Below are 26,811 nucleotides of genomic sequence, written 5' to 3'. Positions count from 1 at the left end.
CGGAGACGGTATGAGCGAGATCGAGGTCATGACCACCGCGTCGCTCGGTGACACCAGTTATCTCCTCGTCAGCGGCGACGAGGCCGCGCTGGTCGACCCGCAGCGGGACAGCTGGGGGCTGATGGAGTCCTGCACCTCCAGGGGCGTGCGGATCCGGTACGTCCTGGAGACGCACGTGCACAACGACTACGTCTCCGGTGCTCTGGAGGTCCGCGCGGCGACCGGCGCCACGGTGGCGGGCCCGGCCCGCGCCGTGTACGCGTTCGATCATCTGCGGCTGGCGGACGAGGACGAGATCTCCTTCGGCGACGTGACCGTGCGGGCGATGGAGACGCCCGGGCACACCGTCGAGCACACCTCGTATCTCGTCTTCGACGACATACGGCAGGCGCCGACGGCCGTCTTCACCGGAGGCAGCCTCCTCGTCGGCTCTGCCGGCCGCACCGATCTGTCCGGCGCGGACCGCACGGAGGAGCTCGCAAGGGCGCAGTTCCGTTCGCTTCGACGACTGGCCCTGCTGCCGGACGCCACACGGGTTCTGCCGACGCACGGAGCGGGCAGCTCCTGCGCGGCCGGGCCGGCGTCGGGGGCCAGGACGACCGTCATGGGCGCCGAGCGGCGTACCAACCCCGCCCTGACCGCCCGGGACGAGGAGGAGTTCGTCAGCGGGCGGATGGCGGACCTGCCGCCGTACCCCGCCTACTACCGATACATGGCGGGGATCAACCGGTCCGGGCCGGACGTACTCGGCGGCCCGCCCGCGCTCCGGCCGCTCACGCCGGCCATGGTGGAAGGTCTGGTCGGGGGCGGCGCCCAGATCGTCGACGGTCGCGAGCGCAGAACGTTCGCCGCCGCCCATCTGCCCGGCTCGCTCTGCGACGAGCTGGACGAACGCTTCGCGAGCCTGGTCGGCGAGGTCGTACCGTTCGGTACGCGCCTGGTCCTTGTACTGCCGGAGCCCGCCGAAGAGGCGGCCGACGAGGCGGTGATCCAGCTGCTGCGGATCGGATACGAGAACGTCGCGGGGTATCTGTCGGGCGGTACGGACGCCTGGGCCGCCGCCGGCCGCCCGCTACGTGCCTTCCGTACCGCAGACGCGTCCGAACTGGCCGGGCACACTACCGAGAGGCGGGCGCTCGACGTACGCCCGGAGCGCCCCGAGGGCGGAATTCCGGGCACGCTCGCCGTTCCTCTCGCCGAACTGCCCGGCAAACTGGGCGAGATGCCCCGGGACCGGGAGATATGGACGGTCTGCGGGAGCGGCCGCCGGGCCACCATCGCGGCGAGTCTCCTCGATCGGGTGGGCATCTCCGTGACGGCGGTGGTCAGGGGTGGCGTGCGGGACCTGATGGCACATGAGTGATGGGGGAGGAAGGACAAGACCATGGGTGGCAACGGCTACGCGCATCCGGAGACACTGGTGGACACCGAGTGGCTGGCCGCACACGTCGACGACCCGGCAGTGCGCGTCATCGACGTGGACGAGGACACCACCGCGTACGAGCAGGGCCACATCCCGGGCTCCGTGGGCTGGAACTGGACCAAGGACCTGCACACCGCCGTGGGCCGGGACTACCTGGACCGCGACGCGCTCGGGCGGCTCCTTGCCGAGGCCGGCGTCGACCACGACACCACCGTGATCCTGTACGGAGGCAACAACAACTGGTTCGCCGCGTATGCCTACTGGATCCTGCGGCTGCGCGGCTTCGACAAGGTGAAGCTGCTCGACGGCGGCCGGAAGAAGTGGGAGCTGGAGAGCCGCGGGATGACGCGGCTGGTCACGGAACACGAGCGCACCGACTTCACGGTGACGGGCGAGAAGAACCCGCAGTTCCGCGCGCTGCGCGGCGAAGTGCTGGAGAGCGTGGGTTCCGCGGTGCGCATGGTCGACGTCCGGTCCCCGGAGGAGTACCGGGGCGAGAAGCTGGCGCCCCCTCACCTGCCGCAGGAGCAGGCGCAGGTGCCCGGCCACATTCCGGGCGCGGCCAATGTCCCCTGGTCGCAGGCGGCCAACGACGACGGCACGTTCAAGTCTGCCGGCGAACTGAAGGCGCTCTACGCGGGGAAGGGCATCACCTCCGACCGTGAGGTCATCGCCTACTGCCGAATCGGGGAGCGCTCCTCGCACACCTGGTTCGCGCTCCACGAACTGCTCGGCTACCCGGACGTCAGGAACTACGACGGCTCCTGGACCGAGTACGGCTCGTTGGTGCGGGCTCCTGTCGAGATGGGGTGACGTGGACGGGGCCCCGGCCGCGCGCGTGGTCCAGCGGCGCAGCAGGGGTGCCGGGCCGAACCACCGGGGCCGCGGGGCCGTGGAGTCGGCCTGCCCGAGCGGAGGCCGCCCCGCCGAGGCTCATGCCGTGCGGGGCGGGCGCCCGCCTGACCTGATCAAACGTCACTGCCACGCGTGAGTCGTCCTTCGGCCGCTGCCCTGCCCGAAGGGCGGCGCGCCTTGCGGCGGCCGTGGTGGCCGGATGCCACGCCGGCCGCGACCAGGATCGGGACCGTGCCCGGACGGGATCGGCGGCTGCTGTGCCACCACCGTTCTGCGCTCCTCGGGCTCCGTCGCCCGTCGGGGCATGCATCATCGAAGGTGGGGAGACCATCGGCACCATCGACGAGGAGTGGCGATGAGGTTGTCGTTCCTTGAGCCCCTCTACGCAGAGCCGGGCCCGTACGTCTCCGTGTACCTGGACACCTCCCGGAACATCGAGCATCCCGAGCGGGCGATCGCGCTGCGCTGGCGGCGGCTGCGCGAGAGCCTGTCCCGTCAGGGCGCGGACCGGGGGCTGCTGAACGTACTGGAGGAGGTGGTCGGCACCGACACCGAGGTGCCCGGGGTGCACGGGCAGACCCTCTTCGCCGCCCACGGCATGCTCGTCCTGAACGGGGAACTTCCCTGGCCACCCGAGCGCGACTCCGCGCGCTACAGCACCCTGCCGGACGCGATGCCCCTCGTCACCCAGCACGTTCCGGAGATCCCTTACATGGCCGTGGTCGTCCACTACGGTGGCCTGCCGACCGCCGAGACCCACGGCTGGGTGACGCTGGAGGCGGAGACCGGCACCTGGCCCGTGTCCATCGTCACCCCGGGTGAGCGGCTGCACCGCAGGGTCGCGGTGGCGACCTGGCACCGCGCCGCCCTCCGGCTCGGCCGTCGGCTGGACGAACGGGCGCGGCACGCCCATGCCGACGCCGTCGTCGTCGGCGGCGACGAATGGGCGTGCAACGTACTGGTCCGCCGCCTGCCGCACACCCTTCGGGACAAGGTCGTACGCGTGGGCGGCCGGACCCCCACCGATACCGGACGCGCCCTGCTGGAGCCGCAGCTCGACGGTCTCTTCCGAGGCCGCATGGCCGCGCACGACCGAGAACTCGTGGACGTCTTCATCGGCCGGCGTGCTCTGGACGGACCCGTGGCGGAGGGGCTGGCCGCCACAGTGGCCGCCCTCCAGCGCGGTCAAGTGGCGGCACTGCTGCTGAACCGCACCCCCTCGTCCTCGCTGCGGCTCTGGGCGGGCTCGCAGCCCACTCAGCTCGCCCTGACCGAGGCGGAGCTGACGTCCTTCGGCGTGCGGGCCCCACGTGAGGAGCCCGCCGACGAGGCCCTCGTCAGGGCCCTCGTCGGCACTGGTGCGGAACTGGTCGTCGTACCGGAGGGCGAGCTGAGACTGTACGAGGGCGTGGGCGCCCTGCTGCGGTACGCCGACCCCGGGCCCCCGTCCTGACACCGGCGCGCTGCGCTTCCCTGATCGCGGGTCGTGCCTGCGCTCGCGGACGAGGTGGACGCGCCCGTTCCGCTCCCCCACGGGCAGGTGACCACTACGACGAGCGGTGACACCACCGGCGATGGCGCGCTCAGCGCTGATAGGTCCCGACCAGAGTGCCCGACGCCAGCTCCCTGCCCTTCAGGACGCGGTGCACGTCCTCGGCGCCCGGATGGCCGTGCAGCGGCAGCGGCTCGGCCAGGGCGTACAGGCGGAAGAAGTAGCGGTGCTTCCCGTGACCCGGTGGAGGCATCGGCCCTCCCCAGCCGACGCGCCCGAAACCGTTGGGCCACGGCAGGCCGCCTTGGGGCTTCTGTCCCTCCGCCACCCCGGTGGTCCCCGGATCGATGCCGGTCACCAGCCAGTGCAGGAAGGTCGTCCCCGGCGCGTCCGGGTCCTCGCAGAGGAGCACCAGCTCCGTGGCCTCGCGGGGCACCCCCGACCAGGTCAGGGGCGGCGAGATGTTCTCTCCCTCCCCGGTGTACCGACGGGGGATCACCGCGTTGTCGTCGAACGCGGTACTGCTGAGTTCAATTCCACTCACACGCGCCGCCATACCCTCGGACGGCGGCATCGGCACCGGTCCGCGCCCCGAAACCCCCGTTCGGCCGAGCCCACCCGGCTCCTCGCCCCGGGAGGCCGGGGTGAAAATGGCGGTGTGCCGACAAGGATCCTGCTCGAGGGCCGCCCTGGCGCGGGCAAGACAACCGCCCTCCGCCGGCTGGCCGCGCTGCTGCCCACCCGCCCGGCCACCGGCTTCATCACCGAGGAGATCCGGCAATCCGGCGCCCGGGTCGGTTTCACCCTGGAGACCCTGGCGGGCCGACGTGAGGTGCTCGCCCATGTCGACCTGCCCGGTCCGCCGCGGGTAGGGAAATACGGCGTCGACCTGGGCGTCATGGAGCGACTGGCGCTGCCGACGCTGCGGCCGGCGGCGACGGCGGAGTCGGCGGGACGGCTGGTGCTCATCGACGAGCTGGGGCGGATGGAACTGGCGTGTACTGCGTTCCGGGACGCGGTCGACGCTCTCTTCGCTGCAGAGGTCGACGTCGTTGCCACGGTCCACGCACACCACGACCCGTTCACCGACGCCCTCAAGCGACGCACCGACATCGAGGTTGTCCACCTCACGCCGGCCAACCGGGACGCCCTGCCCGGGGAGCTCGCGGCCCGGCTGCAGGGGCCCGGGACTCGTCAAGGGCCTCCCGCTCACCGATGAGACGCACTGTGAGCGAGCTACGGGGTGGCCGAGTCGGTCACCGTGGCGCACGCGGGACGAGCACGGGGTCGCTCGGGAAGGAGCCGGGTGTGCGCACGACGGAGCCGGAGCAGTTGCTGAGCACGACCGTGGCCCGGGGCGCGGACGCCATGGCCGGGGCTGCCGCCGCTCCGGTGGCGGCGGCGTTCACGCCCGCACCGCCTGGCGGACGGCCCGACGAGGTCACAACCCTTCCCTCGCCCGCCGCGAACTCGGCGCCCACGGCGCGCCGGTGACACCTGCCGTTTGACCAAGATCCGGACCACACCCGGTCCAGGACCCGGGCGGCCTTGGTGATGCTGCCCGGCATCAGGTGCCGGTAGGTCCGGCACGTCTCCTCGATGGACTTATGGCCCATCCACTCCGCCATGTCAGTGATGGGGATGCCGTTGCCGAGGGAGTTCGAGGCGAAGCAGTGCCGGAAGCCGTACATTCCGAGCCGTCCTCTGGCGGGAGGTTCGTGAAGAGTTTCCTCACCCGGCGTCGCTCCCTGCCCTCGGTGAAGCAGCCGCCCGGGCCGCGCCTCACCATTGCGCAGACCGCATTCCGCCATCATCACGATCTTCAGCGCCAGGTCCTCATCGGCCACGGCCAGTGCCTTCGTCACGTAGCCGAGAGAGGGAATGGCAACCGTTCCCCGAACGTACTCCGGTTCCTGGACCCCCTTCACCGGATCATCGACCATGGCCCCCTTGCCATAGGCGTCGCGCAGGATCGTCTTGAGGGTGCGGAAGATGTTCACCTGATTTCCGCGGCCGACCCCGTCGCTCTCCATCTCGTCCAGGAAGCGCTCGACCACGATCGGGGTGACCGAGTTCAGCTTCCGCGATCCGAGGCGCGGGACGATGTGCACGTTGATCGAGCTGTCGACGTGCTCCCCCATGGAGTAGTCCGTCATCCTGCACTGCCGGGGCCGCCACTGCTTCGCGTACTCCTCCACCGTCAGCTGACCCAGTTCGCGACGGGCCGCCGCCTGGCCCGCGACTACGAAGCCTTCCCGGCCCGATCCGAAGCCATGATCCGCGTCGCGATGATCAGCCTCATGACCCGCCGCCTCACCGGAGAAAACACACCCACCTGGCGAGGCACCTGATCCACCGAACCAGGGATGAAACACCCAGTTGGCCGAGCTGGTGCTCTCACCGACTTCGGTCCGTGCCACCCGGACCGAGTCCGGGGGATCCACGGCGGATCCGGGCGAGCACGATGACGGCGTCGTCGGTGGGCGCGTCGGGCAGCAGACGTGCCAGGACGGCGTCCGTCTCCTCCTCCAACGCGCCCGTCACGCATGCGAGTTGCGAGCGCAGTGCGGCCGTCCCTTTGTCGATGTCGGCGCCGCGGGTCTCATGGGGTCGTAGCGGATGCAGAGGCAGGTCGCGTACGCGATGCCGGCCTCCTGGGCGCAGGCGTCGAGCTCCTTGAGGAGGCTGTCGGGTTCCAGGTCCTGGCGGGCCAGCGCCTTGGCCGTGATGCGCAGTCGGCCCATCGCCGCCGCCGCGGGCACGCCGTGCCCCATCACGTCGCCGACCACCAGGGCCACCCGCCCGCCCGGAAGGTCGATGACGTCGTACCAGTCACCGCCGACCTCGGTGGCGTGACTGCCCGGCAGGTAGCGGTGGGCGACGTGCACAAAGGGACTGCTCGCGAGGGCGGTCGGCAACAGCGCGCGCTGGAAGGTGAGTGCCGTGTCCTGGACCCGGCTGTAGAGGCGGGCGTTGTCCAAGCACAGCGGGCTCGCGAGGAGAGCTCGCCCGCGAGGCTCAGGTCCTCCTCGGTGAAGACCGGGCGGATGCCCGAGCGGCCGAACATGGTGATGCCCTGCACCGTGCCCCGCGCGATGAGAGGAGCAATGACCAGGGACGTCAGTCCGCTGCCGATCAGGAGCTGGGCGCGGGCCTGGTGGACGACCGTCCGGGTCATGAAGTTCTCGTCGACGGGGACACAGACGGAGCGGCCCGTCCTGAGCGTGTCGTGGATGGTGGGGCCGGGCGGGTAGGCCACGTCCGTCAGGCCGGCCACCAGCTCGGGAGCTGGTGGCGGCAGACACGTGTCGGCGGCGATCCGTCGCGTGAACAGCATCGAATGCGGATCGAACACCTCGCGGTCGACCTTCCACTCCACGACCTCCACCACGGCGCCGTCGCAGAACTCGGGAACGACCGCCGGCCTGGTTGAGGGGGAAGAAGCTCACGGAGCGTACGTGATCCAGATCGGGGCGACCCGGTGTGCGGAGGGCGACCATCGTGCTCACGACGGGCCGGCCCTCGTCGGCGGCGGTCCGCAGCATGCGCGTGAACTCGCCCCCGTCGGACGAGATCATGACCTGTTCCATGGTCCGCCCGATGTGGTCCTCGATCGGGATCCCGTCCATGTCCGCGAGGGCCTGGTTGAGATGGACGTAGCGCAGGTTTTCGTCGAGCATCACCAGGCCGATCGGGCACGTCTCGAACAGCGCGTCGAGAAAGGCGAGGTTGGTCTTCACACGGTCGAGCCCCTCACTCTCGCTCGCCAGCCCGAGGATCACGGAGCGGCCGTCGGCGCCGGTCAACGGGAAGACGCGGAATCCGCAGTCGAAGACCCTGCCGTCCCGGTGCAGCGTCGGCACGCGCGCCCGCCAGTAACCCGACGTACGGCCACGCTCCGCGAGGTGCTCCGCCGCACGGGACCTTCGAGGGGCGCGGCGGGAAAGAGGACGTCGGCGGGCCGGGCCAGGACGTCCACGGCCTCGTGGCCGAAGAGCCGCTGCGCACCGGGCCCCCAGTAGCAGACCAGCCCCTCCTCGTCGATGCCGAGCACGGCCACGGCGACGTGCTCGAGCTGTGTCCCGGGCTCCGACCAGAGGGGCCCGGGAGCCTGCTCGTCTTCAGGTCGACCCCACGGTCGAGGCGAGGACACCGGGCCCTCTTTCCGGGAACGGACGACGGGTGAACTGCGATGCTCACCGGCGGAGCGGAACCCTCACGACAATTCTGCCCGTGCGCCGTGGTTCGGACATCACGGACGCGTGGTGAAACCGGCGGGCGCCCCGGGATCGGGTGACGACGACGTCTGCCCCCCACCGCACCGGGTGCTACCAGGAGCGCACACACCCCGGGTCACCACGAACCCGCGCGGAGGTGCCGTCGCGACACCACGGCGGTGTCGTCGCCCATGGGGCGTCCGCTCCCGGAGAGTATGGGGTCATGGGCGTTGTCCTGCCGGTCCTCTTCGCGCTGTGTGCCGCGTTCAGCAACGCTCTGGCCACCGTGCTCCAGCGGCGTGCCGCGCTGACCGTCCCCCGATCGGATTCCTTCCGGCCCGGGCTGATCCTGGACCTGGTGCGGCGCCCTCTCTGGCTCGCCGGGATCCTCGCCGTGATCGTCGCGGGGGTGGGGCAGGCAGCGGCCCTGGCGACGGGTGCGCTGTCCCTCGTACAACCGCTGTTCGTGCTCGAACTGCCCCTGGCCCTGCTGATTGCTTCGGTGATGGCCCGCGAACAGTTGTCCGGACGGCTGTGGGCGGCCGTCGCCGCCGTGGTGTGCGGGCTCGGCGTGGCCCTGCTCGCCGCCTCACCCGCCGGAAACCGTACCCGGGTCGAGCTGGACCGCTGGGTGCCGGCGCTTGTCGTCTGCGCCGTCGCCGTGGTGGCGCTGGCGGCGGCGGGGCTGCGACGGCCGTCGGGCCGGGCCCGCGCGGGCTGCCTCGGCGCGGCGACGGCGATCTGCTACGCGCTGACCGCCGCCCTGATGAAGACCTCCATGCACATCCTCGGAGGGGACGGGCTTGTCGCCTTCCTGACGTCCTGGCAGACCTACGCGTTCTGCGTGGCCGGGATCGCGGCCGTGCTGCTGCTGGAGCACGCCATGCAAGGCGGCCCCCTCGTCGCCTCGCAGCCCGCCCTCACCCTCGGCGACGCCACGGTGAGCCTGACCCTCGGCGTCCTGCTCTACGAGGAGCACGTCCGGACCGGCTGGTGGCTGCTGCCCCAGCTGGCCGGCATCGCGCTGATCGTCGCCGGGGTGTTCGCCCTCGCCCGCAGCGGCGTCACCTCGGCCTGAGCCGGCCCGTCGGTCGGGCGCACGACAGCACGGCTGTGGCCCGGTCGGGCTCTGGTCGCAGCACCGCCGACCGGGGGGCGCGCCGCTGACCTTGCGGATGTCCTCGGCCGAGCGGGGCTTCGCCTTCGGCTTCCGGCCTTCCCGGTGGCCCGGATCGACCGGGTGCCGGCTCGTGGGGCGACCGTCGGCCGGATCCGTATCTTGCCCGGGACCGGGGGCGACCACCTGCTGGTGGCGGCCCGGGGCACGCCGTACTGACCGGCCCGGGTTCCTGCCCCGTCAGGCGCGTCTTCATACCGCCGTCCGGCTTGCGGGCCGTCAGACGCCGTGTCGGCCGATGCCCGCGAGGATGAGGCGCAGACCGAGGTCGAAGCCGCGGGTGTCCAGGCCCGCGAGGGCGCCGGGGGCCGCGTCGGCGGCGGTGAGGGCGTCGGCCAGGGCGGGGAAGTCCGGGCGGTAGGCGGCGGGCGGGCGGTGGAAGCCCGCGGTGAAGGTCTCCAGGGCGGAGCCGAGTACCAGGTTGTCGATCGCGGCGGCTGCCTCGGCTGCCCCGGCCGGCGTGCAGCCGGTCTTCACCAGGGCGTCGAGGAGCGCGTCGTAGCCGCGTAGTGCCTTGGCCGAGGTGACGCGGTGCCGGGCCACCAGTGGGATCATGTGCGGATAGCGCAGGTAGACGCGGCGGTAGCCGTGGGCGTACGCGGTGATACCGGTCGGGCCGCCCGGGTCGGTCAGCGGCCCGAGGGCGATCTCGTCGTTGATGAGCTCCGAGGCGGCGTCGAGTAGGTCGTCCTTCGACCGGACGTGGTGGTAGAGGGACGCGCCCTTGACCCCGAGCCGTTCGGCGAGGGTCCGCATCTTGAGCGCCTCGACCCCCTGCTCCTCGAGCAGTTCCAGGGCCGCGCGGGCGATGATCGCACGGCTCAGGAGGGTCTGACTGGGCCGGGGCATGGACGCGCTCCTTCGTTCTCGGGTCCCGAACATTACCTGTCAGGAACGCTTCACAAGCCCAGGGGGCGGCCGCTACATTCCAGCCACCCGTTTACCTAACGCGGTTAGATTTAAGTTGGAGAGATCATGAGTGAAGCCATGGACGAGGGCGCCGCCGGGCGGGCCGCCCCCGGCGCCGGGGAGGACACGGACGCCTCGCGCCTGCGGGCGCTCGGCTACCGCCAGGAGCTGCGGCGCAGCCTCGGCGTCCTCGGGAACATCTCGATGGGCTTCGCCGTGGTGTCGCCGGTCGTCGCCCTCTACGCCGTCTCGATGGTCGGCACCATGGTCGCGGGCCCCCTGTGGGTCTGGGCACTGCCCCTGGTCCTCGTCGGCCAGTGCCTGGTGGTGAGCGTGTACGGCGAGCTGACCGCGCAGTGGCCGCTGGCCGGCGGCCCGTACCAGTGGGGCCGGCGGCTGCTCGGGCCGTCCTTCGGCTGGCTGGGCGGCTGGGTCTGGCAGTTCGCGGTGATGTTCGGCAACACCACCGTGGCGTATCTCGCCGCTCCCTGGGTGTACGCCTTGTTCGGCGCGACCCCGACGCCCGGGGGCCTGGTCGCCGTGGCGGTGGGCATCCTGCTGGTCGGCCTGCTGGTGAACGCGTACGGGATCACCCTGCTGCGCCGCTTCGTCTCGCTGGGCATCGCCGCCGAGGCCGTCGCCTCGGTCCTGGTGGGGATCGCCCTGCTGCTGTTCTTCCGGGAGCACAGCTTCGCGCTGTTCACCCGGACGCTGGGCGCGGAGTCGCTGTCCGGCGGCTCCACGGTGCTCGGGTTCCTGGCGGCGGTCGCGGTGGCCGGCTGGGCGTTCATCGGCTTCGACGCGTGCGTGTCGACGGCCGAGGAGACCAAGGATGCGGGGCGCCAGGTGCCGCGTGCCATGTGGTGGGCACTGCTGAGCGTGGGCGCGGTGGTGATCCTCAACGCCATGGCCGTGGCCCTGGCGCACCCGCGGCCCGAGGACGTGGTGGCGGGCGTGGACGTGGACCCGGTGACGACCGCCGTGGTGCACGCCTTCGGCGGCTGGTCGGACAAGCCGTTCGTGGTGGTCGTCCTGGTCGGCTTCCTGGCCTGTGCGGTCGCCTCCCAGGGCGGTTCGGCCCGCGGCCTTTACTCACTGTCGAGGGACGGGGTGTTCCCGTTCTCCCGGCAGGTCCGCCGGGTCAACGGGCGGCAGGCGCCGCTCGGCGGGCTCGTCGCGTCGACCCTGATCAGTGGCGGGGCGCTCGCCCTCGGCCTCAACGCCACCGCGATCGGCGCGCTGATCACCTTCGGCACCGCGGCCACCTACCTGCCCTTCTTCCTGGTGTCGCTGGCCGCGCTGATCGCCCGGCTGCGCGGGACGTGGGTGCCGTCGGGGCACATCAGGCTGGGCCGCACGGGCACGGTGCTGAACGCGCTCGCGGTGCTGTGGACCGCGTTCGAGATGGTCAACGTCTGCTGGCCGCGCGCGGTCCTCGCGCCGCCCGGCGCGCCCTGGTACCAGGTGTGGGCCGCGCTGCTCGGGACCGCTGTGGTGCTGGGCAGCGGTGTGCTCTACCTGCTCGTCAAGCGCCCGCACGAGCGCCTGCGCGATCCGGCCGCCGTCGGTCCGGCCGCGGCCGCCGACTCCCCGGCCGAATCCCCCACCGCCTCCCCGTCCTCTTCCGCCTGAGTTCGACGAACCCCGGGCCCCGGCGGCACCGCGCCCCACCCCGTAGACCCTCGGCCCGAGTCCTCGGGTCCGAGTTCCCCGTACGCGAAAGGACACCGCCATGGACCGACCCCGTACCTCCCGACGCGCCTTCTGCACGGCCGCGCTGGCCACGGCCGCCGGCACCGCGCTCGGCACCGCCGCCGCGCGCCCGGCCGCGGCCGTCACGCCCGCGTCCGCGGCCCCGGCCGAGTGGGAGGCACACTCCCGCTGCGTCATGGCCTGGCCGTGGGACCGCAACGTCGGCTGGGGCAACCTCCTGAAGGCCGTCCAGTCGGAGGTCGCCGCCGTCGCGCGGGCCATCGCCCGCTTCGAGCCCGTCCTGATGGTCGCCGAACCCGGTACCGCCGCGGACGCCCGCCAGCAGTGCGGTCCGGCCGTCACCGTGATCGAGTACCCGATCAACGACTGCTGGGCCCGCGACACCGGCCCGGTCTTCACCCGCAACGCCGAGCGCACCCGACTCACCGGCCTGGACTTCCGGTTCAACGGCTGGGGCAACAAGTACCCCTACGACAAGGACGACTTCCTGCCGGTCGGCGTGTGCGACCACCTGTCGGTGCCGCGCCAGGCCGTGGACCTCGTCCTGGAGGGCGGCGCGGTCCTCACCGACGGGCAGGGCACGCTCATCACCACCGAGGAGTGTCTACTCAACCCGAACCGCAACCCCGGCCTGACCCGCGCCCAGATCGAGTCGGCGCTGCTCGCCGCGTACGGGGCGAGCAAGGTGATCTGGCTGCCGTACGGGCTCAACAACGACACGATCACCAACGGGCACGTCGACCTGATCGCCGCCTACCTCGGACCGGCCCGAGTCCTGCTGCACACCCAGCCGGACCCCGCCGACCCCAACCACGCCCGGATGGCCGCCAACAAGGCGGTGCTGCAGGGCGCCACGGACGCGTGCGGCCGCCCCTTCCAGATCGTGGAGCTGAACCAGCAGCCCCACTTCCGGGTCAACGGCGCGCTGGTGGAGACCTTCAGCTACACCAACTACTACCTGACGCGCGGCAGCGTGGTCGTGCCCACGGCGGACGTCGCGGCCGACGACGCGGCCGCCCTCGCGCAGTACGCGACGCTCTTCCCGGGCCGGGAGGTCACCGGCATCCCGTGCCGGACACTGGCCTGGGGCGGCGGCGGCATCCACTGCATCACCCAGCACGTGCCCGTGCTGGGCTGACCGCCCGAGCCGCCCCGCGAAGGCCGACCCCGCACCCCGGGCAAGGATTCCGTTGTTCGACGGGTCGGTCGCCATCGTTTCCCCAGTTCCCGAGGGGCCTTCCCTCGAAAGCCCGCCCGTGTGCCTGGCGCATCGGCGTGTCAGCCCGTCAAGGCTGACACGCCCCGGCCCTTCGGCCCAACGGGGTTCCGCCTCCCGTCCGGACGTCTGGACGCGCACCGGTGACCACGGGCCGCCAGTCAGTCGAACCCCGATCCGGCGCGGCTGTCCGGACATCCTCAGAGGCCCTCCCTACGGCACGGTGCCGCGCTCCCCCGCGGTACCGTCGCCTCGTTTTCCCGCTTCGTACATGATGAAGAACCCGTGCCAGCGGGCGCGCACGAGTCGGCGGCGGGCGATGCGCAGGGCGAAGAAGAAGATCCAGCCGCTCACTCTGGCGCCAGATCGAGTCGATCGAGCGGAACCTGCCCGGGCCGTGCAAGCTGCTGGTGCGGCTGATGCCCGGCTGCGGACTGCGCATCGGTGAGACGAGTGCCGCGACGCTGCAGCAGGCACGTTCCGCGCGGAGGGTCGTGCCCGACGCGCCGGAGCGGCTGAGGAACCTCATGGAACTCCCCCACCTTGCGGTGCTTCAGCTTCGCCGGCCTCAGCGTGTTGGAGTGGATCTGCCCACGCACCCGGTACACGTCCTGGGCCACGACATTGTGGACGTTCACCGCCCGCGCCTCGCCGTTGCGCAGCCCGCACCCCGCCATCATGACGATCTCCAGCGCCAGGTCCGCCTCGGCAATCGTCAGCGCTTTCGTCAGGTAGCCGAGGGACGGGATGGCGACCGTTCCCCGCACGTATTCCGGTTCCTGCGCTGCCTCGGCCGCCACAGCTTCGCGTACTCCTCCACCGTCAGCTGAGGCCCCTCAACAGCGTGGAACTCGCAAGCGACGGCTTCCCGCCCGGCGGCTACGCGAGCCGGAGGTGCGATAGGAAACCGACCCCGGCCAACGGCACACGGGCCTCTCGACGCAGGGAGCGGAAGCGTGTACGGGCCCGCTGCGGGAGCCCTACCGCAACAGCCAGACGCAGTGGCGCTGCCGCTGCACCGGGTGCGGGGCCGAAGCCATGGTGACCTTGACCAATATCAGGCGAGGCCGGACCAGGTGCGGGATGTGCCCCAGGGACGACATCAGCTGATCGACACGACCGACACGTCCCCCGACCGCGCCCCCTCCTCGCCAGGCATACGAGGCACCTGCGAGTAGAGGGCCTCCTGCCCTACCACGAAGAACCCTGGCGCGGCCTTCAAAAGGACTACGGCTCGTGACCTGACCTCCCGGGACCGGACCGCTCTCGGCCGAAAACCGGGTGGGAACCGCAAGGCGACCCCGTCGGCACCGGCCCGCTCAACTGGGGTTCTCCCCTCGGGATTCCGGCTCAGCGAACCACACGGAGACCTGACGCACGGCCATGGCAAGTGAAGCGTGGCGGCGGCCGACGACGTCCTGGTCGCGATCGGCACTCTGGCCGCCGCCCTCGCCCAGATCGGCCCGGAAGTCCGTGAGGGCCCGGCCGTGGTGACGGCCGTGTCGGTCACGGCCCGTCGGCCCCGAGGCGGATCCCGAGTCGTCGACGACCGCGCCGTCACCACGGCGACGTCCTTCGCGGCTGCCGACGACCTCGCGTCGGCGGTGCCGGAGCAGCGCCGGTGATGGCGGCTGGCGGGATGAGTGCCGTGCCTTGTCGCGGCCGGCTTCGTTGAGCACGGCATGACGATCTTCAACCGCCGTGTCCTCGCCTCCGCCGCTGTCGCCGCCACCGCCGTCCTCGCCTCGGCCGGGGCGGCGTCGGCCGACAGCGTCGGTAACAACCTTCCCGGGCTCGGACTCCTGTCCCAGAGCTTTGGAAACGGCGACCAGCAGGACAACGCCGCCGACACCCTGCCCACCCACAACGCCCTCAACAACGTCACCCTCCCCTGACCTAAGCCGTCCCTGCGCCCCTTTCCAGCCCTCGTGGGTTACGTGCACGCGGAGGGTCATGTGCACTTCCGGCACGCGTGGCGGTGGTCTCGGATGGAGAGGGGGAGGAGGGGGACGGCGGCGTCGGCGTGCGTGTCGAGGGACCAGCCACAGGGGCAGACAGCTCGGTAGCGCCAGTGCCGGATGCCCCGGTAGCCGTAGATGTGGATCTTCAACGCGCTCCTTTCTCCAGTCAGCCGTGGGCGACGGCGAGGGTGACGAGGAACGCCCGGTCGGCGTCCCAGCGTGCGTACCGCCAGCCGCACGGGCAGGTGGCCATGTACTGCCACCTGCCCTGGAACTCGACGCCGACGACACGGGCCTTCATACGGATCCCCCTACGAGATGGATTCGACGCCGCAGGCCACGAGGTCGCGCGCCACGTCTGCAGGGCATCGTGTGGCCCGCCGTCCGCACCCGGCCGCGCTTCGACCCGCGTCACCGACAGGTGTCCGGGAACTCCCTTGCGGCGGCGTTGCCGTTCTTCCACGTCTGCCGGGGGTCGACCGGCCCGCAGCCCGTGCAGACGGCCCGTGGTGACCTCCACCGCTCGATGTCGGGACAGCGGGTGCCCTTCGGGTGGAACAGGCAGAACCAGCGGTCGCGCCACTGGCCGGCCGCCGGTCCGGCCTGCCCGGCGAACACGGCGTTCAGGAACACCTCGTGGGCGACGACCTGGCGGCCGACGGCCCCGGAGGCGCCGGTGCCCAGGATCGTCCGGACATCGGTACGCCTGTCTGTGTCTGCGGCGTGCCCGGACCGTAGGAGCCCTTGCGGACGGCTACGATCCGCAAGGGCCGTGACCTCAGGACGCGGGCAGGGTCGACACGACCTTGCCGGAGGCGTCGGCGGCGAGATAGCCGCTGGCCTGGTAGTCGTTGCTGAGGTAGAAGCGCAGGGTCGGACGGTCGTCGTTGAAGGTCCAGCGCTCGACGACGACGTAGCGCATCGTGGGGTCGTCCACCTTGAGGTCGCGTTCGCCGCGCTTCATCAGCGCGGGGAGGCTGTCCCAGGGCATCGTGGACACGTCGAAGGGCTGCTCGTCGGCGTCGTCGGCGCTGATGGTGCCGCCGGGGCCGGTCTTCCTGGCCACGCCGGCCCGGTACTCGTACGCGTCGTAGGTCTTCGCGCCGGGCCGGGTCGGGATGTTCGCCAGGGCGTACTCCTCGTAGACCGTCAGGTCCTTGATCGTCGTGGTGCCGCTCACCCGGCGGAACTCCGCGATGACGGCACGGACGTTGGCAGTGGTGAGGAGGCTGCCGCGGACCGCGGAGGCGGAGGTGGAGGCGGAGGTGGAGGTGGAGGTGGACGGGACCGTGCCCGAGCGCTGGCCGGGGGTGCGTACGGCGCCGGTCGGCGAGACGCCGCCCTTCGCCCCGGAGGTCCCGCCGCTGCCGTCGCCGCCGTCAGGGAACAGGTTCACGACGCCGATGACCGCGGCGGCCGCCAGCACGAGGCCGACGGCGACGCCTGCGGCGCGCTTGCGCGGGCTGGAGGGCGCGGGGGTGGGCAGCGTCGGCGGGCCGAAGCCCGCGCCCGGCGCGGCGGGCGGGCCGTATGCGGGGTGCGGGTACGACGCGGGCGTCGGCGCGTACGGGCCGGGGGCGGCAGGGGTGGCGACGGGCGCAGAAGGAGCGGCGGCAGGAACAGCAGCGGGAGCAGGAGCCGTGACCGCGCCGCCCTCCGCCTCCGCCAGCAGCCGGTCCAGGAGCGCCCCGTCCGGCCGCTGCGCCGGATCGCGGACGAGGAGCCGGGTCAGTACGGGACCCAGCGCGCCGGACCGCACCGGCGCGGGGATCGGGTCGTCGAGCACCGCGACCACGGTCGCGAGGCCGGTGGCGCGGCGCAGCGGGTGGTGGCCCTCGGCCGCCACGTACAGGAGCATGCCGAGCGACCACAAATCGGAGGCCGGGTTGCCCTCCTCGCCACGGACCCGCTCGGGGGCGATGAACTCCGGCGAGCCGATCAGGTCGCCGGTGGAAGTGAGCCGGGAGGTGGCGCCGTCGAACGCGGCGATGCCGAAGTCGGTGAGCACGGCCCCGCCTCCGTGGCGGAGCAGGACGTTGGCGGGTTTGACGTCGCGGTGCTGGATGCCGGCGGCGTGCGCGGCGCGCAGTGCGGAGAGGACCTGGCGGCCGAGGGCGAGGACCTCGGGGACGGGCATCGGGCCCGCGGCGAGCCGGTCGTACACGGAGCTGCCCTCGACGAGCTCCATCACGATCCACGGGTGCGAGCCGTCCTGCGGCTCGACGATGTGGTGGATCGTCACGACGTGCGGGTTCGACAGCCGGGCGAGGGCGCGGGCTTCGCGGACGGCGCGTTCGCGCAGCTGCGCGGCGAATCCGGGGTTCGCGTCCTCGACGGCGGGGTCGGGCGGGCGGACCTCCTTCAGGGCGACGTCGCGGTCGAGGGCGATGTCGCGGGCGCGCCAGACGGTGCCCATGCCGCCGCTGCCGAGTCGGGAGATCAGTCGGAAGCGTCCGTCGACCAGGGGTCTTCGGTCGTCATTCGTGCTCATGGACGGTCATCGTAGGCGGTTTCGGATGACAGACCGGAGCGGGCCCGGCCTGCCATCCGGCGCGGGGTGCGGCGAGGCGGCGACCGGGCTTTCTCGTACGCGCCGGACAGCACCTCGACGCGCGGCGAGCGCTCCGTGTCGACGACCGGGCAGCGGACCGCGCCGAGCGCCCACTGCTGCTGCGCCTCGGTCCCGGATTCCTTTCCGTGGAGCTCGACGGCGTGCGCGGATCAGTCGCGGACGGGGGCGGCGAACAGCTCGTCGAGCCCGTCCGCGTCGAGGCCGGTCAGGACCGTCTGCTCCGGGACCAGCTGGGCGTGGACAACCGGCTCGAAGAGCCGGCCGACCGCGAACAGCAGGCCCGGGTCGCGGCTCTGCTCGCCGCCGCCACGGACCATCGGTCAGGGGCCCGCTCCGTGCCGACCAAGATCCGGGCCATACGCGGACCAGCCGGCTACAGCTTGGCCGCATCGTGGTCGTTCCTGTTGGTCAGCAGCCACATGAGACGTGTACCACCAGCACTCGAAGAACCTACTGCTCCCTCAAATCCGGAAATCAGGTTGCTTCCCAGAGGCCGGCGTCCAGGACCTGGGCGGCCTTGGTGATGCTGCCCGGCATCAGGTGCCGGTAGGTCCGGTACGTCTCCTCGATGGACTGGTGCCCATCCACTCCGCCACGTCGGTGAGGGGATGCCGTTTCCGAGGGCGTTCGAGGCGAAATAGTGCCGGAAGCCGTACATCCCGACACCCTCCTCCGGCGGGAGGTCCGCGAAGAGCTTCTTCACCCGGCGCCGCTCCATGCCTTCGGCGAAACAGCCGCCCGGACCGTGCGCGGCCTCGACGTGAGCCGGGCCCTGGGCTGGTCGTGGCAGGAGGGGGCGGCCCCACAGTCCGTCCACAGCGCCGACGGCCGTCTCGTCGCCGTCGTCCGCGCTGGCCGTATCTCCCTCCTCGACGGTCGTACGGGCTGGTGCCTGGCCACCGTCCCGGTGGCACCGCCGGGCGGGACCTCGGTGGACTCCCCCGTGCTGATGTCGCTGAGCGCCGACGGGCGACGCCTCGCCTTCGGCCGGGGCTCGGTCGACGTCCTCGGCGAACCGACCCGGATCACCGTGTGGGACACCACCCGCAACCGGAGCCTCGTGGACATCGCCGTCCCGTCCGAGGACATGGCGTTCACCGGTCTCGCGCTCAGCCCGGATGGCACGACCCTGATGACCCCGGACGACTCGGGCGGCGCGATCACGGTCCGGGACGCCGCCGACGGCACGAAGCTGCGGGTCCTGAACCGGGGGAAGAACGACGGGGTGGGCGGGGACGACGGAGCCCTGGCCACCGTCTCCTCCGTTGGCGGCACGGTCCTGACGGCGCCGGGCGAGTCGCGCGGCGTCGGTCTGCTCGGTCCGGACGGAGGTCGGGGGCGGGACGATGCCTTCGATCTAGCCGAACGAATGTTCGTTTCCGGCGGTGCGGGGTGGCCCCGCTGGGATCCGCCGCGTTCTCCGCCGATGAGATGCGGACGCCGTCCCCTCCGGGCAGAGTGGGGAAGGACCTGTTCGTACCGAGGTGGTCCCCTGTGGTCCCGCGTGCTGGAGACGGGACGGACTGATGCGAGGATTGTCGTGACGTCGGAGTGATCGATGTTCCGCAGACGGCCGACCGACAACAGCGAGGACCTTCTGGTCCGGCTCGGGTCGCTGACCGCCAGGGCGCGGGAGTTGGCCGAGACGCAGCGTTCCCGTGTCGAGCTCGCCGTGGCCCTGCAGCGCGGCATGCTGCCCTCGGACCTGCCCAGTTTTCCGGGCGCCCGGCTGGCCGTCCGCTATGAGCCCGCCAACCACGGGCTCAACGTCGGCGGTGACTGGTACGACGCCTTCGCCCTGCCCGGCGGGCGGATCGGCATGTCCATCGGTGACGTGCAGGGGCACAACATCGAGGCCGCCGCCTTCATGGGACAGGTCCGCGTGGCACTGCGCGCGCTGGCCTCCGTCACCGCAGACCCGGGAGAGCTGCTCGGTCGCACCAACGACCTGCTGATCTCTCTGGGCGCCGACCTCTTCGCCACCTGCACCTTCCTGCGGCTCGACCCCGCTGCCGGCACCCTGGAGTGCGCCCGGGCCGGTCACATCCCCTACATCTGGGCCACCACCGACGGCCGCTCCGGCATCGACGACAGCGAGGGCGGGCCTCCGCTCGGTGTGCTCCGCGGCGTCGACTACCCGACCACGCTCCACCGGCTCACCGCCGACGGTGTCTTCGTCCTCCTGACCGACGGGGTGGTGGAGGGGCCCTCGCTCCACGTCGACGAGGGCCTGGACCGGGTGACGAGGCTCGCCGGGATCACCGCCGTCGCCGGGCTGGACGTCGACGCGCTCGCCACCGCCGTCATGAAGCTGGCGGCCACGGTGGGGCACGAGGACGACGCTGCCGTCCTGGTCGTCGGCCATGACGGCGGTCCGGCCCGGTCGGCGGCCGAGGAGTGAGGGGAGGGGGCTCGCCCCGGGCCGGGTCGGCCCTCGGACCGGGTCGGGCCCGTGCCGTAAGGCGGCGTCCGACACGCAGGGGTCCTTGCCCGGTCGTGGCGGCCCGGCCGGTGTCTGATGGCTGACGTGTTGGATACTCGGCAGTTCCGGCCCTCTACGGAGGCGGCTCTGATGTCGCTGGCCGTGACGGTTTGCTACTACGCGGCCGGACGACTCGGCCTGATGGGCCGCCTCGTCGTCGAAGACGCGGTGGTCACCCCCATCTGGCCGCCCACCGGCGTCGCCGTCGCCGCCCTGCTGCTGCTCGGCGCGCGGGTCTGGCCTGGGATCGCCCTCGGCTCCTTCCTGGTCATCGCCTCCCTCACCACTCCGGGGCCCACCACAGTGGTCACCGTGGTGAGCAACACCGCCGCGCCGCTCTGCGCCTTCCTGCTGCTGAGACAGGCCGGCTTCCGGCGCGACATGGCGCGGCTGCGGGACGGACTCTCCCTGGTCTTCCTCGGCGGGTTCGGCGCCATGCTGATCAGCGCGACCGCGGGGGCCGGACTGCAGGTGGTGAAGGGCTCCCTGGACAAGAGCGAGTTCTGGCCCGTCTGGCTGGCCTGGTGGGTGGGCGACACGATGGGGGTGCTGCTCGTCGCCCCGCTCCTGCTCGTCCTCGCGGGGCCGGCCGGACGGTTCCGGTTACGGCGCTGGAAAGAGGCGGCCTTTCTGGGGCTGACGACCCTGGTCCTCATGCCCATGGCCGTGCTCAGCCCGATGAGCATGCTGTTCCTCGTCTTCCCCCTGCTGATCTGGGCAGCGCTCCGCTTCCAGCTCGCCGGAAGCATGCTGTGCGCGCTCTTCGCCTCCGTGCTCACCACCTTCGAGGCGACCTCCGGGCGGGGCGCGTTCCTCCACCTGACGGACGTCGAGATCATGGCCAAGCTCCAGGCGTTCAACGGTTCCGCCGCCCTGACCGCCCTGCTTCTCGCCTCCGTCATCACCGAGCAGCGTGCGACCCGCCGGTCGGTGCGCCGCGCCTGCCAGGAACTGGCGGAGGTCCTGGAGCACCTCGCGGCGGGCGAGCCCTCGCCGGGTCCACCCGGCACCGCCGAGAGCCGGGCAGCCCCACCCGGCGGGGACCGGGATCCGTGACACCCGCGCCGGAGCAGGGATCAGGAGCCGTACAACGACTGCAAGGCGTGGGAACTGTCCGGCGCTGACAGGCTGGTGCGTGTTTGTGTTGGAGATGCACGGTCCTGAGCTGGTGGTTTTGTCAGGTGGTGGTGTTGCGGTCGGAGACGAGACCGGCGATGGCCCGGTAGGTGTCGGGCAGGACCTCGCGCCGGTGGGTCCAGCGGGTCAGCTGCTTCCAGCGTTTGTGGCCGGCGAGCGCGTGCTCGACGGTGATGCGTTTCGATGAGTGGTTGCGCCAGGCCTCTTCTCTGGCTGCGTGCACGTGCAGCAAAGCGATCTTGTTCGGTTTTCTGGGTGGTGTGATGGCCTGTCCGGGGTGGTCGCGTCTGAGACCGAGGCAGCCGTCGTCCAGAAGCACTTCCACCTCCGGGAAGCGCTGGAAGCAGACGGCGACGCCTTCGTTGCGTGCGGCGGCCGTATCGTGCATCCGACCAGGTCGCAGGGCATCGGCCCACAGCGTGCGGCCCCGGGCATCGGCAACGACGGTGGCCTTCATCGTGTTCTGCTTCTTCTTGCCCGAGACGAACGCCCGGCGTCCGCCGTGGCCGGCTGCGGGTCGTCGGACCTGGACCTCGGTGGCGCCCAGCCGCAGTCCGACGCCTCGCTCTGGGCATGGACGAACACATCCGCCAGGGTCCGCAGCCGCAGGCCAGGACGGTCGGGGACCGCGCATTCCCACTCGGCCAGGAGCCCGCGTATCCCACCGATCGCGCGGGTGATCGTGGAGCGGTCGACCCCGAACAGCAGCCCCAGCACCGCGTGCGGGAGATCGTGCCGCAGATGGATCAGCGCGGCTGTCAGCCGGTCGATGAAGACCAACTGGTGCCGGGCACCGGCTCCTGCGGCCCGCTTCCTGGCTCCGCCTCGTACTTCGTGACGACGTCCCTCGACCACGACCTGCCACGGACCGGCCAATTCCTGGAGCAGAGAGACGAGATGGCGTCGGGATATTCCCGTGAACACCTGATGCGCGAGAACCGTCCGGTTGACCATGATCGCCGCATCCGGCTCCTGCCACCCGGCAATGGCCACGCCATCAGCCGCTGTCACGCACCAGTTCGTAAGAACTCGGTCGGCAGCACCACCGTGATTGCAGACGGTGGCTACCGCGGCACCGGCCTGATCATCCCGCATCGCCGAGAACGCGGTCAGGCAGAGCTGTTGGCCTGGAAGGAAGAACACAACGCCTCCCACCGCAGAGTCCGCGCTCGCGTCGAGCACACCTTCGCCCGCATGAAGGCTTGGAAGGGTCCTCCGCGACCGCCGCCTGACTCCAACTCGCCCGGGAAGCGCTCGACGACGATCGGCGCGACCGAGTTCAGCCCAGATCATCGAGGCGTGCAGGTGGAGCCGACGTGAGCCGACCGGTGCGCTGATGGCCGGGCGGGGACTCATAGGGGCACGGCCCGGCACCCGGCTCAGGTTCCGGGGAGGATGCGGCGTGTTTCGTAGGCCCACATCGCGATCTCGACCCGGTTGCGGGCGCCGAGTTTGGCCATCAGGCTGGCCAGATGCGTCTTCACCGTGCTGAGGCTGATGTGCAGTGCATCGGCGATCTCGGTGTTGGTCAGCCCGCGAGCGACGGCGAGGAGCACCTGCTCCTCGCGGGCGGTGACGGGGGAGACCGGCTGGGCCACGGGCCGGCCGGCGGGCAGGTCCGCGAATGCCTGGAGCAGACGGACGGTGACGCTGGGAGCGATGAGCGCCTCACCGTCGGACGCCGACCGTACGGCCTGCGCCAGAAGGTCTGGTCCCGTGTCCTTGAGGAGGAATCCGCGTGCGCCGGCACGCAGTGAGCCGTAGACGTACTCGTCGAGGTCGAACGTGGTGATGACGACCACGGCCAGCGGGTCGGCGACGCCCGGGCCGGCGACCAGCCGGGTGGCCCCGAGCCCGTCGAGTACGGGCATGCGGATGTCGAACAGGCAGACGTCCGGACGTAGTTCGCGGGCCAGACGTACCGCTTCCCGCCCGTCGGCGGCCTCGCCGACCACCTCGATGCCGGGCTGGGCGTTCAGGATGATCCGCAACCCGGTGCGGATGATCGTCTGGTCGTCAGCGACGAGGACCCGAATGGACACCGCTCTCGCTCCTCGCTCCCGGCAGTTCGGCTTCGACGTGCCAGCCCCGGTCGGTACCCGGGCCGGCTCGTAGTGTGCCGCCGAGCAGGGTCGCGCGCTCGCGCAGTCCGGTAAGTCCGTATCCGTCGCGACCCCGGCCGGTGCGCCGGCCGTTGTCGCGCACGCTCACCCGTACCGTGTGCCGTTCCGCGGCGACCCGAACGACGAGCTCGGTCGCGTCGACCGCATGGCGCAGCGCGTTGGTCACCGACTCCTGCACGATCCGGTAGACGGCCGCGTCCACGGCCGGGGGCAGCGCGTCCAGTTCGCCGTCGAGCCCCAGGTCGACCCTGAGGCGACCACCCGGGGTGCGCACCAGGCGCTCCAGATCCGCGACTCCGGCAGGGGGCGCCAGCTCGGCGCCGACCCCGCGGTCGCGCAGCGCGGCGACCATGGCGCGCATTTCCTCCAGCGTGCGCGCCCCCTCCTCCTCGACCCCCTCCAGCGCTTCGACGGCGGCGGACGGGTCGGCGCCCGCGAGCACCCGGCCCGCCTGGGCGATGATCACCATGGCCGACACGTGGTGGGCCACCGTGTCGTGCAGTTCCCGGGCGAGCTGCTCGCGCTCGCGGGAGCGCACCTGCTCCAACTGCCGCTCGCGAGCGGTCACTCGGAACCGCACGGCAGCCCCGACCACGCCGGGCACCAGCAGGAAGACGAAGCCCACGACCTTTTCGACGACCGGGGTCCCGTCCGTGACGACACACAGCGCGCCGGCCGCGAGGATCACCGCGCCGCCCAGCACGATCTCGCGTCCCGATCCCCACCGGGGCAGCGCGTACACCAGCACGAGCACGACCGCACCGGTGTACAGGCCGACAGGCTCGCGCGATTCGGTGACGAGCGAGGCCACCGGAAGCAGGATCACCGAGCCGAACGCCAGCGTCACCATCGCCAGCGGGCGGGTCCGGCGCCACAGGGGCAGCGGGCACAGCCATACGGCGAGCACCACCGCCACCGGTCGCCATACGACGTTCTCGCGCAGGGTGGCCTCCAGCGCCACATCGGCAAGGCCCGTGGCGAGCAGCGCCCAGTCCCGCCACACCCGGGCGGGCGCGTCGGGCGGCCGGGGTTCGGTCCACAGGGTTCGCAGGTCGTCTCGGAGCACGGTTCTCAGCCTAGGGGCCGCGGCGTGCCGCGCATCGGCCGAAAGTACGGGTCGTCACTCCGCCTCGGGGCCGACGGATCCGCGGCCCGCGGGCCGATGCCGCCAAGCGCCGTGGCGAGGAGCCTCGGCATCGTCGGCCGTACAAGGACGGCCGACGAGGTGGTTGGAGGAACCGATGCTCTCGAAAGCCCTGTTGCGCCTGGGCGCAGGCGCCGCCCGCCGTCCCTGGCGGGTGATCTCGGCATGGCTGGTCGCCGCCACGCTCGCCGTCCTCGCCGCGATCGCCTTCGGCGGGCGTACCGCGGATTCGATGACCGCTCCGGGACTGGACTCCCAGCGGGCCGCGGAACTGATCGGGCGGGCAGGCACCGGCCAGGAGGGGATGACCGCCCAAGTGGTCGTCACCCCCCTCGACGGCGCTACGACGTTCTTCGACGACGACGGCGCGCGCACCGCTCTCACGCGGCTGCGGGCCGAGGTGAAGCGGCTGCCGCACGTGCTCGCCGCGAGCGACCCGGCGGGGGCGCTCGACGCGGGCGGGGACACCGCCGTGCGCGGCGGCCTCGTTTCGGCCGACGGGCGGATCGCGGTCGTCCGGGTGCAGTACCCCGACCAGAGCCGGCTGTCGGCCGAAGACCTCGACGCCCTCGTCGATCTCGGCGACCGACTGCGCGCCGAGTTGCCGCTGCGCATCGAGATGGGCGGGAACCTCTTCTACGCCTTCTCCGACCCCGACGGCGGCGCGAGCGAGCTGATCGGCCTCCTCGCCGCGGCCGCGATCCTGTTCCTGGCGTTCGGTTCGCTCGTCGCCGCCGCGCTGCCGATCGGCATGGCGGTCTTCGGGCTGACCGTCGGGGTCGCCACGATGACGGTACTGGCGGGGGCGACGGAGGTCCCCACCTTCGCGCCGGTCCTGGGCAGCATGGTCGGGCTCGGAGTGGGCATCGACTACGCGCTGTTCGTGCTCGCCAGGCACCGGGAGTACCTCGCGCGCGGGCTCGATCCGCAGGCGGCGGCCGGACGAGCGGTGGCAACGGCGGGGCGGCCGGTGGTCTTCGCCGGCGGCACCGTCGTCGTGTCGATCCTCGGCCTGGCGGTCGCGAACGTGCCGTTCATGACGGTGGGCGGGGTTGCCGTCTCGATCGTCGTCCTGACGATGGTGCTCGCGTCGGTGACGCTGCTGCCGGCCTTCCTCGGCGCGGCGGGCCCGCGCCTGGCCCGGGCCGGCCGGATCGGCCGGGCTCTGCAGGCCAGGAAGCCGGGCCGACTCGCACGGCGGCGGGACCCGGCGGCAGGCGCCGCCCACGCCGCCGGGTGGCGTCGCTGGATCGGGCACGTCAGCCGGCACCCGGTGCCGTACGCGGTCGGCGCGGCGGGGCTGCTGCTGACCGCGACGCTGCCCGTGCTCGGCCTGCGCGTCGGCCTGCCCGACGACGGCTCACTGCCCCACAGCCGTACCGAGCGCCGGGCCTACGACCTCGTCGCCGAGGGGTTCGGCCCGGGCACCAACGGTCCCCTCGTCATCGCCGCGGACCCCACCGGTGATCCGGGAGTGCTGGACCGACTCGTCGGGGCGGTCGCGGCGGATCCGGGCATCGCATCCGTCGCGCCGACGCACATCGATCGGGCCACCGGCATCGCGACCCTCGTGGTGTTCCCGACCACCAGCCCTCAGGACAAGGCCACGGCCGACACCATCGCCCGGCTGCGCACCGACGTGCTGCCCACGGCGATCGGGCACGGCCCGGCCAGGGCCCACGTCGGCGGCGCCGCCGCGAGCCTGTCCGATGTGGGCCAGCGCACCAGCCAGCGCCTGCCGGCGTTCGTCGCCGCCGTGCTGGCGATGTCGTTCCTGCTGCTGATGCTGATCTTCCGCTCGATACTCGTACCGCTCAAGGCGGTACTGCTGAACCTGCTGAGCATCGGCGCGGCCTACGGCATCATGGTCGCGGTCTTCCAGTGGGGCTGGGGAGGCGCACTCATCGGGCTGGAAGCGACGGTTCCGATCGTGTCGTTCATCCCGATGTTCCTCTTCGCCATCCTGTTCGGCCTGTCGATGGACTACGAGGTGTTCCTCCTCTCCCGCATACGCGAGGAGTACCTGCGCACCGGCGACAACGGCACGGCGATCGTCGAGGGCGTCTCGCGCACCGCCCGGATCATCACCTCGGCCGCCCTCATCATGGTGGCGGTCTTCCTGTCCTTCGCCGTCGCCGAGGACCCCTCCACCAAAATGTTCGGGCTCGGCCTGGCCACCGCGATCTTCATCGACGCCACGGTCGTACGCATGGTGCTGGTACCGGCGACCATGACACTCCTCGGCCGGACCAACTGGTGGCTGCCGAAGTGGCTGGACCGGATGCTTCCCCGCGGCCCGGTCGGCACCGACGGCACCGACGCGGAACCCACGGGTGAAGCCCCGCGTCCACGGCTGGTTGACCGTTGACTCGACTCCTGCCAGCCCTTGG

The 26,811-nt window shown here is 71.8% G+C and carries 25 protein-coding genes and 8 pseudogenes; 16 read left to right on the top strand and 17 right to left on the bottom strand.

What is annotated here, in order from left to right; all coding sequences use genetic code 11:
• Positions 1-10: 10 nt before the first annotated feature.
• The 3 genes from ABZ318_RS01615 (at position 11) to ABZ318_RS01605 (ending at position 3,731) form a co-directional block, all read left to right on the top strand.
• A complete protein-coding gene (locus ABZ318_RS01615) occupies positions 11-1,363 on the top strand; it encodes a rhodanese-like domain-containing protein (RefSeq protein ID WP_356900464.1) in 1,353 nt (450 codons plus the stop codon).
• A gap of 21 nt (positions 1,364-1,384) precedes the next feature.
• Positions 1,385-2,236, top strand: coding sequence for a sulfurtransferase (locus ABZ318_RS01610; RefSeq protein ID WP_356900463.1), 852 nt, complete (start codon positions 1,385-1,387; stop codon positions 2,234-2,236).
• A 397-nt stretch (positions 2,237-2,633) separates the two neighbouring features.
• A complete protein-coding gene (locus ABZ318_RS01605; RefSeq protein ID WP_356900462.1) occupies positions 2,634-3,731 on the top strand; it encodes a hypothetical protein in 1,098 nt (365 codons plus the stop codon).
• Between the two features lie 130 nt (positions 3,732-3,861).
• Here ABZ318_RS01605 and ABZ318_RS01600 read toward each other — a convergent pair whose 3' ends face one another.
• Entirely contained in the window at positions 3,862-4,314 is a 453-nt protein-coding gene (locus ABZ318_RS01600) for a YbhB/YbcL family Raf kinase inhibitor-like protein (protein ID WP_356900461.1), read from the bottom strand.
• Between the two features lie 114 nt (positions 4,315-4,428).
• Between ABZ318_RS01600 and ABZ318_RS01595 the strand changes: the two genes are divergently transcribed.
• Positions 4,429-4,989, top strand: a complete 561-nt coding sequence (locus ABZ318_RS01595) for a nucleoside-triphosphatase (protein WP_356900460.1) — start codon at positions 4,429-4,431, stop codon at positions 4,987-4,989.
• A gap of 55 nt (positions 4,990-5,044) precedes the next feature.
• Here the strand turns inward: ABZ318_RS01595 and ABZ318_RS01590 are convergent.
• A pseudogene (locus ABZ318_RS01590) lies at positions 5,045-5,215 on the bottom strand (serine protease); the annotation flags it as partial.
• 780 nt (positions 5,216-5,995) lie between these two features.
• Between ABZ318_RS01590 and ABZ318_RS01585 the strand changes: the two are divergent.
• A pseudogene (locus tag ABZ318_RS01585) lies at positions 5,996-6,121 on the top strand (IS5/IS1182 family transposase); the annotation flags it as partial.
• Positions 6,122-6,167: 46 nt separating this feature from the next.
• Here the strand turns inward: ABZ318_RS01585 and ABZ318_RS01580 are convergent.
• The 4 genes and pseudogenes from ABZ318_RS01580 to ABZ318_RS01565 form a co-directional block, all read right to left on the bottom strand.
• Positions 6,168-6,314 carry a hypothetical protein gene (locus ABZ318_RS01580; RefSeq protein ID WP_356900459.1) on the bottom strand — a complete coding sequence of 49 codons (147 nt, stop codon included), beginning with the start codon at positions 6,312-6,314 and terminating at the stop codon, positions 6,168-6,170.
• Complete coding sequence (locus tag ABZ318_RS01575) at positions 6,311-6,751, bottom strand: PP2C family serine/threonine-protein phosphatase (protein ID WP_356900487.1); 441 nt, start codon at positions 6,749-6,751, stop codon at positions 6,311-6,313. The genes ABZ318_RS01580 and ABZ318_RS01575 overlap by 4 nt, the downstream gene beginning before the upstream one ends.
• A gap of 68 nt (positions 6,752-6,819) precedes the next feature.
• Positions 6,820-7,107: pseudogene (locus tag ABZ318_RS01570) on the bottom strand (GAF domain-containing protein); the annotation flags it as partial.
• Between the two features lie 136 nt (positions 7,108-7,243).
• A pseudogene (locus ABZ318_RS01565) lies at positions 7,244-7,450 on the bottom strand (PAS domain-containing protein); the annotation flags it as partial.
• A gap of 760 nt (positions 7,451-8,210) precedes the next feature.
• On the opposite strand from ABZ318_RS01565, the gene ABZ318_RS01560 reads away from it, so the two are divergent.
• Positions 8,211-9,065, top strand: coding sequence for a DMT family transporter (locus ABZ318_RS01560; RefSeq protein WP_356900458.1), 855 nt, complete (start codon positions 8,211-8,213; stop codon positions 9,063-9,065).
• Positions 9,066-9,147: 82 nt separating this feature from the next.
• Positions 9,148-9,323 (top strand): annotated as a pseudogene (locus tag ABZ318_RS01555) (endonuclease/exonuclease/phosphatase family protein); the annotation flags it as partial.
• Positions 9,324-9,383: 60 nt separating this feature from the next.
• Here ABZ318_RS01555 and ABZ318_RS01550 read toward each other — a convergent pair.
• Entirely contained in the window at positions 9,384-10,013 is a 630-nt protein-coding gene (locus tag ABZ318_RS01550; RefSeq protein WP_356900457.1) for a TetR/AcrR family transcriptional regulator, read from the bottom strand.
• A 126-nt stretch (positions 10,014-10,139) separates the two neighbouring features.
• Here ABZ318_RS01550 and ABZ318_RS01545 point away from each other — a divergent pair, with 126 nt between their 5' ends.
• A complete protein-coding gene (locus ABZ318_RS01545) occupies positions 10,140-11,705 on the top strand; it encodes an APC family permease (protein ID WP_356900456.1) in 1,566 nt (521 codons plus the stop codon).
• A gap of 100 nt (positions 11,706-11,805) precedes the next feature.
• On the top strand, positions 11,806-12,924 hold the full coding sequence (locus tag ABZ318_RS01540) for an agmatine deiminase family protein (protein ID WP_356900455.1): 1,119 nt from the start codon (positions 11,806-11,808) through the stop codon (positions 12,922-12,924).
• 291 nt (positions 12,925-13,215) lie between these two features.
• Here the strand turns inward: ABZ318_RS01540 and ABZ318_RS01535 are convergent, their stop codons facing one another.
• Together ABZ318_RS01535 and ABZ318_RS01530 are read right to left on the bottom strand one after the other, a co-directional pair.
• Positions 13,216-13,356, bottom strand: a complete 141-nt coding sequence (locus ABZ318_RS01535) for a hypothetical protein (protein WP_356900454.1) — start codon at positions 13,354-13,356, stop codon at positions 13,216-13,218.
• Positions 13,353-13,802, bottom strand: a complete 450-nt coding sequence (locus ABZ318_RS01530) for a hypothetical protein (RefSeq protein WP_356900453.1) — start codon at positions 13,800-13,802, stop codon at positions 13,353-13,355. Before ABZ318_RS01530 ends, ABZ318_RS01535 begins: the two co-directional genes overlap by 4 nt.
• Positions 13,803-14,399: 597 nt before the next feature.
• Between ABZ318_RS01530 and ABZ318_RS01525 the strand changes: the two genes are divergently transcribed.
• Entirely contained in the window at positions 14,400-14,627 is a 228-nt protein-coding gene (locus tag ABZ318_RS01525) for a hypothetical protein (protein WP_356900452.1), read from the top strand.
• Positions 14,628-14,684: 57 nt separating this feature from the next.
• Entirely contained in the window at positions 14,685-14,897 is a 213-nt protein-coding gene (locus ABZ318_RS01520; RefSeq protein ID WP_356900451.1) for a hypothetical protein, read from the top strand.
• 56 nt (positions 14,898-14,953) lie between these two features.
• Here ABZ318_RS01520 and ABZ318_RS01515 read toward each other — a convergent pair whose 3' ends face one another.
• The 5 genes and pseudogenes from ABZ318_RS01515 to ABZ318_RS01495 form a co-directional block, all read right to left on the bottom strand.
• Positions 14,954-15,112 (bottom strand): hypothetical protein, encoded by a 159-nt coding sequence (locus tag ABZ318_RS01515; protein WP_356900450.1) that lies wholly within the window; start codon positions 15,110-15,112, stop codon positions 14,954-14,956.
• 17 nt (positions 15,113-15,129) lie between these two features.
• Positions 15,130-15,264: a hypothetical protein gene (locus tag ABZ318_RS01510; RefSeq protein ID WP_356900449.1), complete on the bottom strand. Its 135-nt coding sequence runs from the start codon at positions 15,262-15,264 to the stop codon at positions 15,130-15,132.
• Positions 15,265-15,374: 110 nt separating this feature from the next.
• Positions 15,375-15,596 carry a hypothetical protein gene (locus ABZ318_RS01505; protein WP_356900448.1) on the bottom strand — a complete coding sequence of 74 codons (222 nt, stop codon included), beginning with the start codon at positions 15,594-15,596 and terminating at the stop codon, positions 15,375-15,377.
• 145 nt (positions 15,597-15,741) lie between these two features.
• Positions 15,742-17,454, bottom strand: a complete 1,713-nt coding sequence (locus tag ABZ318_RS01500) for a serine/threonine-protein kinase (RefSeq protein WP_356900447.1) — start codon at positions 17,452-17,454, stop codon at positions 15,742-15,744.
• A gap of 86 nt (positions 17,455-17,540) precedes the next feature.
• A pseudogene (locus ABZ318_RS01495) lies at positions 17,541-17,834 on the bottom strand (acyl-CoA dehydrogenase); the annotation flags it as partial.
• A gap of 341 nt (positions 17,835-18,175) precedes the next feature.
• Here ABZ318_RS01495 and ABZ318_RS01490 point away from each other — a divergent pair.
• The 3 genes from ABZ318_RS01490 (at position 18,176) to ABZ318_RS01480 (ending at position 21,073) form a co-directional block, all read left to right on the top strand.
• Positions 18,176-19,090, top strand: a complete 915-nt coding sequence (locus tag ABZ318_RS01490; protein ID WP_356900446.1) for a hypothetical protein — start codon at positions 18,176-18,178, stop codon at positions 19,088-19,090.
• Positions 19,091-19,093: 3 nt separating this feature from the next.
• Entirely contained in the window at positions 19,094-19,936 is an 843-nt protein-coding gene (locus ABZ318_RS01485) for a PP2C family protein-serine/threonine phosphatase (RefSeq protein WP_356900445.1), read from the top strand.
• Between the two features lie 171 nt (positions 19,937-20,107).
• A complete protein-coding gene (locus tag ABZ318_RS01480) occupies positions 20,108-21,073 on the top strand; it encodes an MASE1 domain-containing protein (protein WP_356900444.1) in 966 nt (321 codons plus the stop codon).
• A gap of 121 nt (positions 21,074-21,194) precedes the next feature.
• Here the strand turns inward: ABZ318_RS01480 and ABZ318_RS01475 are convergent.
• Positions 21,195-22,108, bottom strand: a pseudogene (locus ABZ318_RS01475) (transposase family protein).
• A gap of 69 nt (positions 22,109-22,177) precedes the next feature.
• Between ABZ318_RS01475 and ABZ318_RS01470 the strand changes: the two are divergent.
• A pseudogene (locus ABZ318_RS01470) lies at positions 22,178-22,385 on the top strand (transposase); the annotation flags it as partial.
• A gap of 148 nt (positions 22,386-22,533) precedes the next feature.
• Here ABZ318_RS01470 and ABZ318_RS01465 read toward each other — a convergent pair.
• Both ABZ318_RS01465 and ABZ318_RS01460 read right to left on the bottom strand, forming a co-directional pair.
• Positions 22,534-23,196, bottom strand: coding sequence for a response regulator transcription factor (locus tag ABZ318_RS01465; RefSeq protein WP_356900443.1), 663 nt, complete (start codon positions 23,194-23,196; stop codon positions 22,534-22,536).
• Positions 23,171-24,343: a histidine kinase gene (locus ABZ318_RS01460; RefSeq protein ID WP_356900442.1), complete on the bottom strand. Its 1,173-nt coding sequence runs from the start codon at positions 24,341-24,343 to the stop codon at positions 23,171-23,173. Before ABZ318_RS01460 ends, ABZ318_RS01465 begins: the two co-directional genes overlap by 26 nt.
• Before the next feature lie 175 nt (positions 24,344-24,518).
• Between ABZ318_RS01460 and ABZ318_RS01455 the strand changes: the two genes are divergently transcribed.
• Positions 24,519-26,789 (top strand): MMPL family transporter, encoded by a 2,271-nt coding sequence (locus tag ABZ318_RS01455; protein WP_356900441.1) that lies wholly within the window; start codon positions 24,519-24,521, stop codon positions 26,787-26,789.
• The last annotated feature ends 22 nt before the right edge of the window (positions 26,790-26,811 follow it).

The organism is Streptomyces sp. NPDC006197 (genome assembly GCF_040613865.1).
Taxonomy (GTDB): Bacteria; Actinomycetota; Actinomycetes; order Streptomycetales; family Streptomycetaceae; genus Streptomyces.
This window is presented reverse-complemented; position numbering and strand designations above follow the sequence as displayed.